This window comes from Streptomyces sp. ISL-94 (assembly GCF_018614075.1).
GTDB lineage: Bacteria > Actinomycetota > Actinomycetes > Streptomycetales > Streptomycetaceae > Streptomyces.
In genome coordinates this window covers 1-8,197 of record NZ_JAGGOZ010000123.1, presented here as the reverse complement: position 1 = coordinate 8,197, position 8,197 = coordinate 1, and the positions used below count along the sequence as shown (strand labels likewise).

The window sequence follows — 8,197 nt, the reverse complement described above, 5'->3', positions numbered from 1 at the left end:
TGTGAGGAGGGCGGGGCGGGGGCGCCAGTGAAGGGAAGCGAGTCGTGGGGCCGGGGCTTCGAGTTCGGGCCCCGAACCCGGAGCCCCGAGCCCCAGCCCGAGCCCGCCCCGGCAGGCCCCTGCTCCGGACCCCCGACCCGCCCCCGCCGCCCCTCACCCCGACGCCAGCGTGGCCCCCACCGCCGGGGCCAGGCCCTGGACCACGGCTTCGGGGGTCAAGGCGGTCACGCCGGGCAGGCGCAGCAGGTAGCGGGTCAGGGCCAGGCCCAGGAGTTGGGTGGCGATCAGGCCCGCCGTGCGGGCGGCGCTGGTGGGGCCCAGGGCTGAGGCCAGGGCCGGGGCCACCTGGGTCGCGAAGACCTCTCGCATCCGCTGCGCCGCGCGTTCGTTCGTCACCGCCGAGCGGAGCAGCACCAGCAGGGCGTCGTCGGCCGGGTCGCCTTCCCACCGCTCCACGAAGTGGCGTACGAGAGCCGCCGGCAGGTCCTGCGCCGGGACCGCGCCCAGGTCCGGCAGCCGCAGGTCCACCGCCAGGGCCGCGTCGAAGAGCTGCTCCTTGCTGCCGAAGTACCGCATGACCATCGACGGGTCGATCTCCGCCTCCGCCGCGACGGCGCGGATCGTCGTGCGCTCGTATCCCTGCGCGGCGAAGCGCTGCCGCGCCACCCGCAGGATCGTCGCTTTGGTGTGGTCGGAGGAGCGTCGCGCGGTCATGCCAACAAATGTAGGCCAACGGCCGTTGACACGCCAGGCCGGGCGGGAGCATTCTGAGTCAACAGACGTTGGCCAACAACCGTTGGCCCCGGAGGAGGCCCGCATGAACAGCACCGCCGCACTCCCGCTCCCCGCCCGTACCGAGGTCGCCATCGTCGGCGCCGGTCCCACCGGCCTCGCCCTCGCCGTCACGCTGGCGCAGGCCGGCGTCGACTTCGTCCTCCTCGACCGGCAGGCCGAAGGCGCCAACAGCTCCCGCGCCGCCGTCGTCCACGCCCGCACCCTGGAGGTCCTCGACGAGCTCGACCCCTCGGGCGGCCTCTCCGCCGAGCTGGTCGGCCGCGGCATCCCCGTCTCCCGGTTCCAGATCCGCGACGGCGCCCGTCCCCTCGCCGCCGTCCGCTTCGACGGGCTCCGCACCGCCCACCCGTACGCGCTGATGGTCCCCCAGTACGAGACCGAGGCCGTCCTCCTCGCCCGCCTGCGCGCCCTCGGCCACGACGTGCACCGCCCCCACGAGGTCACCGCCGTCGCCCAGGACCCGGACGGGGTCACCCTCACCACTGCCGCCGGCGAAACCCTGCGCGCTGCCCACGCCGTCGGCGCCGACGGGATGCACAGCACCGTCCGCGACGCCGCCGGGATCGGCTTCAGCGGCAACAGCTACGCGGAGTCCTTCGTGCTCGCCGACGTCGCCATGGAGTGGGCCCCCGGCGCCGCCGAGGTCTCGCTCGCCTTCGGCACCGCCGGCCTCACCGTGGTCGCCCCGCTGCCAGACCAGGCGGGAGGACGCTACCGGATCGTGGCCACCGTCGACGAGGCCCCCGCCGAGCCGGACCTCGCCTTCGTCCAGGGCCTGCTGGACGTGCGCGTCCCCGGCCAGGCCACGGTCACCGCGCTCGCCTGGTCCTCCCGGTTCCGGATCCACCACCGGGTCGCCGACCGCTACCGCGCCGGGCGGCTGCTGCTCGCCGGGGACGCCGCGCACGTGCACAGCCCGGCCGGCGGCCAGGGCATGAACACCGGCATCCAGGACGGCTACGCCCTCGGCCGCGCCCTGGCCGCCGGCGACCCCGCCGACCTCGACGGCTACGAGGCCCGCCGCCGCCCGGTGGCCCTGCGCGTGGTGGCCCTCACCGACCGGATGACCCGGGTCGCGACCACACGGAACCGGGCGCTGCGCACCGTACGCAACACCCTGCTCCCCCTCCTCGCCCGCATCCCGGCCCTGCGCACGCGCCTGGCCCGGGAACTGGCCGAGCTCGACTACCGCTGAGCGGGCCGAGCCCTACTCCACGAACAGTCCGCGCGCCGCGGCCCGCGCGTCGAAGGCCTCCAGCCGGGCCTGCGCGTCCGGCAGCGCGTCCGCCATCGCCTCCAGCAGCACCCGGCCCAGCAGCATCGGCGCGCACGCCGTGTCGAAGGCCAGCCCGGTCCCGACGGGCGCCGGAATCAGCAGGTCCGAGTGGCGGGCCACCGGCGCGAAGGCCGAATCGGCGACCGTCACCACGGTCAGGCCGGCCCGCCGGGCCCGCTCCAGGGTGTCCACGACCTCCCGGGGATGCCGGGGCAGGGCGAAGCAGAGCAGCGCCGTGGCCCCTTCGTAGAGGGCCGCGTCGATCCGGTCCTCCATCATCGAGCCGCCCTCGTCGAGCAGCCGTACGTCCGGGTGCACCTTGGCGGCGAAGTACGCGAACCCGCGCGCCTGCGAGGACGCCGCCCGCAGCCCCAGCACGGGCAGCGGGGTCGAGGCGGCGAGCAGCCGGCCCGCCTCCTGGACCGGCGAGGGGTCGGCGAGCATGGCGGCGAGCTGCCGCAGGTTCTCGATCTCGCCCTGGACGGCCTGCTGGTATTCGTTGTACGAGTCCTCGAGCGCGGCCTCGGCCCGCTCGGCCGGGGCCACCTCGCGCAGGTGCCGGCGTAGCGCGGGATACCCGTCGAATCCCAGCGCCACCGCGAACCGGGTCACCGACGGCTGGCTCACGCCCGCCAGTTCGGCGAGCTCCACGCTCGACAGGAACGGCACCTCCGCCGCTCCGCGCACCATGCAGTGCGCGATCCGCCGCTGGGTGGGCGTCAGCCGGTGCCCCTCGAACAGCTTCTGCAGCCGTGCGGCCGGGCTGTCACTCATGCCGTCCCCTCCGTCCCGGTGAGATATTCAGTCACGGAGCACTCTGCATGCGGTTATGCAGCTCGGCAAGCCGCGCCCGCGATACGGATACGGGGGCTGGCCCCAGTGCCGGTGCCCGCGGCGGTTTCTACGGTGGGGGGATGGACGCCCACGCCCGAGAGCTGAAGAAGGAACTCGACGCCACGCTGGAGGCCCGGCGGGAGCTGGGTCCGGAGTACGAGGCCGCGCTGGTGGACTCGTTCGTCGAGAAGGTCGACACGCAGGTCCGGCGCCGGCTGGCGGAGGAACGGCTCCTCCACGCCCGCGGGGGCGGCCGGCCCGACCCGGTGGACGGGAACTTCGGCGAACGCTTCGGCTTCGCCGTCATCACGCTGGTGCTGGCGGTTCCGCTGTCGGCGATTGCCGCTGCGCAGGCGCACCTGAGCGGGCTGCTGGTGGTGTGGGGCGGGATCGTGAGTGAACTTCATCCATGCCGGGGGGCTGCGCCGCCGGGGCGGGGACACCCGCGCCTGATCCGGCCGTTGCCGGGTGCCGCCCCGTTTCAGGGGTGCTGCGCCGCCGGGCCGGGGACACCCCCGCTTGATGGGGCCGTTGCCGGGTGCCGCGCCGTCGCCAGGGGCCTAGCGCCCCGGACGTGCCGGCCCCGAAAGGGAAATAGGCGGGGACCGCCGCACCCCGGTTGCCCGGGGGCGGGACGACGGCGGTCCCCGCGAAGGACACGGGCCGGGTCAGGGCCGTCCGCGTCCATGACGTCCACGCGGTCCGGGAGCCGCTCCGGAGGTGCGCAACGCCGTTCGGTGGCGCCGGCCGGGTGTCCGGTTTCCCGGGCTTCCCTGCCGACAACCACCACTGTGCCGGAGCCGTGTTAAGCCGGTGCTGCCGTCACATGTCGTACCCGTACCTTTTGCGCGACGGCCGCGCGCGGCTCCGTAACGGCTACTTGGCGGCCTTCGCCAGGAACGCCAGCAGGTCCTGACGGCTCACCACACCCGTCGGCTTGCCCTCGACCAGGACGATCGCCGCGTCCGCCTCGCCGAGCACCGACATCAGCTCGGACACCGGCTCGCCGGAGCCGACCTGCGGGAGCGGGGCGCTCATGTGCTTCTCCAGCGGGTCGCCGAGCGAAGCCTGCTTCGCGAACAGCGCCGACAGCAGCTCCTTCTCCACCACGGAGCCGATGACCTCGGCGGCCATCACGTCGGGGTGACCGGCGCCCGGCTTGACGATCGGCATCTGCGAGACGCCGTACTCGCGCAGGACCTCGATCGCCTCGCCCACCGTCTCCTCGGGGTGCATGTGGACGAGGGAGGGGATACCGCCCTCCTTGTCGTCCAGCACGTCGCCGATGCGCGCGGACGGTCCGGCCTCCTCCAGGAAGCCGTGTCCCGCCATCCACTCGTCGCTGAAGATCTTGCTCATGTAGCCGCGGCCGCTGTCCGGCAGCAGGACGACGACGACGTCGTCCGGGCCGAGGCCCTCGGCCGCCTTCAGCGCCGCCACGACCGCCATGCCGCAGGAGCCGCCGACGAGGAGGCCCTCCTCCTTGGCGAGGCGGCGGGTCATCTGGAAGGAGTCCTTGTCGGACACCGCGATGATCTCGTCGGTGACGTCCGGGTCGTAGGCGGTCGGCCAGAAGTCCTCGCCGACGCCCTCGACGAGGTACGGGCGGCCGGAGCCGCCGGAGTAGACCGAGCCCTCGGGGTCGGCGCCGATGACCTTGACCTTCCCGCCGCTGACCTCCTTGAGGTAGTTGCCGGTGCCGGAGATCGTGCCGCCGGTGCCGACGCCCGCGACGAAGTGGGTGATCTTCCCGTCCGTCTGCTGCCACAGCTCGGGGCCGGTGGTCTCGTAGTGCGAACGGGGGTTGTTCGGGTTGCTGTACTGGTCCGGCTTCCAGGCGCCGGGCGTCTCGCGCACGAGGCGGTCGGACACGTTGTAGTACGAGTCCGGGTGCTCGGGGTCGACGGCGGTCGGGCAGACCACGACCTCGGCGCCGTACGCGCGCAGCACGTTGATCTTGTCCAGGGACACCTTGTCAGGGCAGACGAAGATGCACTTGTAGCCCTTCTGCTGGGCCACGATGGCGAGTCCTACACCCGTGTTGCCGCTGGTCGGCTCCACGATGGTGCCACCGGGCTTGAGGGCTCCGCTCTGCTCGGCGGCCTCGATCATCCGTACGGCGATCCGGTCCTTCACGGATCCGCCGGGATTGAAGTACTCGACCTTCGCAAGGACGGTGGCCTGCAGGCCTTCGGTCACACGGTTGAGCTTCACCAGCGGGGTGTTGCCGACGAGGCTGATCATCGAGTCGTGGAATTGCACCATGTTCTCCAAGGAGGGGACTCCACGGGTTCTCCGGGAGGCACGGCCAGAGTATGCGGAAAGGGATTGGCCGACCGGCCGTACGGGGCAGGTAGGTCAACAAGGACCGAGGACCGGGGACCGAGGAGGTGGCCTGCAGGGTGTCCAGGGCGAGAACGGCCCGCCGGATCGCGGCGGGGGCAGCGTACGGCGGGGGCGGACTCGGACTGGTCGGGGTCGCCGCGGTGGGTGTGGTGCTGGCGGAGCTGCAGTTCGCCAAGCGGACCGTGGGGACCGGGCTGCCGGATCCGCCGCGGGCGGACGGGCTGTACGGGAGCGAGTTCGGCGGGCCGGAGCTGAGCCCGGGGCCGCTGCGGCTGGGCATGCTGGGCGACTCCACGGCCGCGGGACTGGGCGTACGGCGGGCCCGGCAGACTCCGGCGGCCCTGCTGGCCTCCGGGCTGGCGGCGGTGGCCGAGCGGCCGGTGGAGCTGCGGAACGTGGCCCTGTCGGGGGCGATGTCGGACGACTTGGACCGGCAGGTGAGCCTGCTGCTGGACGGGGACCGGCCGGTCCCGGACGTGTGCGTGATCATGATCGGCGCGAACGACGTGACCCGGCGGATGCCGCCGACGCAGTCGGTGCGGTGCCTCACCGGGGCGGTGCGGCGGCTGCGGCTGGCGGGCTCCGAGGTCGTCGTGGGCACGTGCCCGGACCTGGGCACCATCGAGCCGGTGTACCAGCCGCTGCGGTGGCTGGCCCGGCGGGTCTCGCGGCAGCTGGCCGCCGCGCAGACCATAGGGGTGGTCGCGCTGGGGGCCCGTACGGTGTCGATGGGCGACCTGCTGGGTCCTGAGTTCGCCGCGAACCCGCGGGAGATGTTCGGGCCGGATTCCTACCACCCCTCGGCGGAGGGGTACGCGACCGCCTCCATGGCCGTCCTCCCCACGCTGTGCGCGGCGCTGGGCGTGTGGCCGGAGTCGGACCGGCTGGACGTGTCCCGGGACGAGGACATGCTGCCGGTGGCGAAGGCGGCGTCGGCGGCGGCCGGGCAGGCGGGTACCGAGGTCACGGCGGTTCGGGGGCCGTGGGTCCTGCTGAAGCACCGGCGGCGGCGGCGCGTCCAGGCCGAGGAGCCGTCCGGGGCCGATCCCGGCACGGGTGCCGCGGCCGCCGGCGTCTCCGGCCCGGCCTGACCGCTGCCCCGCCGACCGGGCCGCCCCCCTGGGGCTCCACCCCCGCACCCCGCGCCTGGATGTGGCCGGCGAGGCTGGATGTGCCGAGCGCCGCTGGGCAGGCCCGGCTCAAAGCCCGGGGCTCCGCCCCGCACCCCGCGGCTGGATGTGGCCGGCGAGACCGCGCGTGCGCGCCTCAAAGATCCGGGGCTCCGCCCCGTACCCCGCTCCTCAAACGCCGGAGGGGCTGGATTTTGCCCGCTGTAGCCGGGTGAGTGCAGGCTCAAACCCCGCCGTCAGGCAACTCCAGCCTCGCCGCGTTTGAGGCGCAACCTCAGCCCCGCCGGCGTTTGAGGCGCGGGGTCCGGGGCGGAGCCCCGGGGCGGCCGGCAGGCCGCTGCAGTGGGGCGAGGCCCGCACGGGCCTGAGGCGATCCCAGCCCCGCCGGCGGTTGAGGCGCGGGATCCTGGGCGGGGGGCGGACGGCCTCGGATTCGGGGGCGTTTGAGGTCTGGGGGGCGGGGCAGGGCCACAGGAGCGGTCCGCGGCACGGCGGTGCGGTACTCGTCACACCCCCCGGCCGGTGACCCCGACCGTACGGGGCGGTAACTTCGCATGCGGTCCCGCAACGACGCACCCCTTGGAGCCCCGATGCCCGAAGCCGTCATCGTTTCCACCGCCCGCTCGCCCATCGGGCGTGCCTTCAAGGGGTCCCTCAAGGACGTCCGCCCCGACGACTTGACCGCCACCATCATCCAGGCCGCGCTCGCCAAGGTCCCGGAGCTGGACCCGCGCCAGATCGACGACCTGATGCTCGGCTGCGGCCTCCCCGGCGGCGAGCAGGGGCACAACCTCGGCCGTATCGTCGCCGTGCAGATGGGCATGGACCACCTGCCGGGTTGCACGATCACCCGGTACTGCTCCTCCTCGCTCCAGACCTCCCGCATGGCCCTGCACGCCATCAAGGCCGGCGAGGGCGACGTCTTCATCTCCGCCGGCGTCGAGATGGTCTCCCGGTCGGTGAAGGGCTCCTCCGACGGCCTGCCGGACACCCACAACCCGCTCTTCGCGGACGCCGAGGCCCGTACGGCCGCCGTCGCGCAGAGCGAGGGCGCGTCCTGGCACGACCCGCGCGAGGACGGCCTGATCCCGGACGCGTACATCGCGATGGGCCAGACCGCCGAGAACCTGGCCCGCCTCAAGGGCGTGACCCGCCAGGACATGGACGAGTTCGGCGTCCGCTCGCAGAACCTCGCCGAGGCCGCGATCAAGAACGGCTTCTGGGAGCGGGAGATCACCCCGATCACCACCCCCGACGGCACGGTCGTCTCCACCGACGACGGGCCGCGCGCCGGCGTCACCCTGGAGGGCGTCCAGGGCCTCAAGCCCGTCTTCCGCCCCGACGGCCTCGTCACGGCCGCCAACTGCTGCCCGCTCAACGACGGCGCCGCCGCGCTGGTCATCATGAGCGACACCAAGGCGCGGGAGCTGGGCCTGACCCCGCTGGCCCGGATCGTCTCCACCGGCGTCACCGGCCTCTCCCCCGAGATCATGGGCCTCGGCCCGGTCGAGGCGTCGAAGCAGGCGCTGAAGCGGGCGGGCCTGACCGTCGGCGACATCGACCTCTTCGAGATCAACGAGGCCTTCGCGGCCCAGGTCATCCCGTCGTACCGGGACCTGGAGATCCCCCTCGACAAGCTGAACGTCAACGGCGGGGCCATCGCCGTCGGTCACCCCTTCGGGATGACCGGTGCGCGCATCACCGGCACCCTGATCAACAGCCTGCAGTTCCACGACAAGCAGTTCGGCCTGGAGACCATGTGCGTCGGCGGCGGCCAGGGCATGGCCATGGTCATCGAGCGGCTGAGCTGAGCCGG

6 protein-coding genes and 1 pseudogene are annotated in these 8,197 nt (G+C 73.5%); 4 read left to right on the top strand and 3 right to left on the bottom strand.

What is annotated here, in order from left to right:
• Positions 1–153: 153 nt before the first annotated feature.
• The gene (locus J7E94_RS31600) at positions 154–714 is read right to left on the bottom strand and encodes a TetR family transcriptional regulator (RefSeq protein WP_215020256.1); all 561 of its coding nucleotides are present in this window, start codon (positions 712–714) and stop codon (positions 154–156) included.
• Positions 715–817: 103 nt separating this feature from the next.
• On the opposite strand from J7E94_RS31600, the gene J7E94_RS31595 reads away from it, so the two are divergent.
• Positions 818–1,990, top strand: a complete 1,173-nt coding sequence (locus J7E94_RS31595; RefSeq protein ID WP_215020255.1) for an NAD(P)/FAD-dependent oxidoreductase — start codon at positions 818–820, stop codon at positions 1,988–1,990.
• A 12-nt stretch (positions 1,991–2,002) separates the two neighbouring features.
• Here the strand turns inward: J7E94_RS31595 and J7E94_RS31590 are convergent, their stop codons facing one another.
• The gene (locus tag J7E94_RS31590) at positions 2,003–2,845 is read right to left on the bottom strand and encodes a MurR/RpiR family transcriptional regulator (RefSeq protein ID WP_215020254.1); all 843 of its coding nucleotides are present in this window, start codon (positions 2,843–2,845) and stop codon (positions 2,003–2,005) included.
• A 140-nt stretch (positions 2,846–2,985) separates the two neighbouring features.
• Here J7E94_RS31590 and J7E94_RS35150 point away from each other — a divergent pair.
• A pseudogene (locus J7E94_RS35150) lies at positions 2,986–3,300 on the top strand (hypothetical protein); the annotation flags it as partial.
• A gap of 481 nt (positions 3,301–3,781) precedes the next feature.
• Here the strand turns inward: J7E94_RS35150 and J7E94_RS31585 are convergent.
• On the bottom strand, positions 3,782–5,167 hold the full coding sequence (locus J7E94_RS31585; protein WP_215020257.1) for a cystathionine beta-synthase: 1,386 nt from the start codon (positions 5,165–5,167) through the stop codon (positions 3,782–3,784).
• Between the two features lie 140 nt (positions 5,168–5,307).
• Here J7E94_RS31585 and J7E94_RS31580 point away from each other — a divergent pair, with 140 nt between their 5' ends.
• A complete protein-coding gene (locus J7E94_RS31580) occupies positions 5,308–6,342 on the top strand; it encodes an SGNH/GDSL hydrolase family protein (RefSeq protein WP_308345576.1) in 1,035 nt (344 codons plus the stop codon).
• Between the two features lie 629 nt (positions 6,343–6,971).
• Positions 6,972–8,192: an acetyl-CoA C-acetyltransferase gene (locus tag J7E94_RS31575; RefSeq protein ID WP_215020252.1), complete on the top strand. Its 1,221-nt coding sequence runs from the start codon at positions 6,972–6,974 to the stop codon at positions 8,190–8,192.
• Positions 8,193–8,197 lie beyond the last annotated feature (5 nt).

What these genes read in the sequence shown, in the direction of transcription:
- J7E94_RS31595 (WP_215020255.1), top strand. Translation starts at nt 818, where the DNA reads ATGAACAGCACCGCCGCACTCCCGCTCCCCGCCCGTACCGAGGTCGCC.
- J7E94_RS31600 (WP_215020256.1), bottom strand. Translation starts at nt 714, where the DNA reads ATGACCGCGCGACGCTCCTCCGACCACACCAAAGCGACGATCCTGCGG.
- J7E94_RS31590 (WP_215020254.1), bottom strand. Translation starts at nt 2,845, where the DNA reads ATGAGTGACAGCCCGGCCGCACGGCTGCAGAAGCTGTTCGAGGGGCAC.
- J7E94_RS31575 (WP_215020252.1), top strand. Translation starts at nt 6,972, where the DNA reads ATGCCCGAAGCCGTCATCGTTTCCACCGCCCGCTCGCCCATCGGGCGT.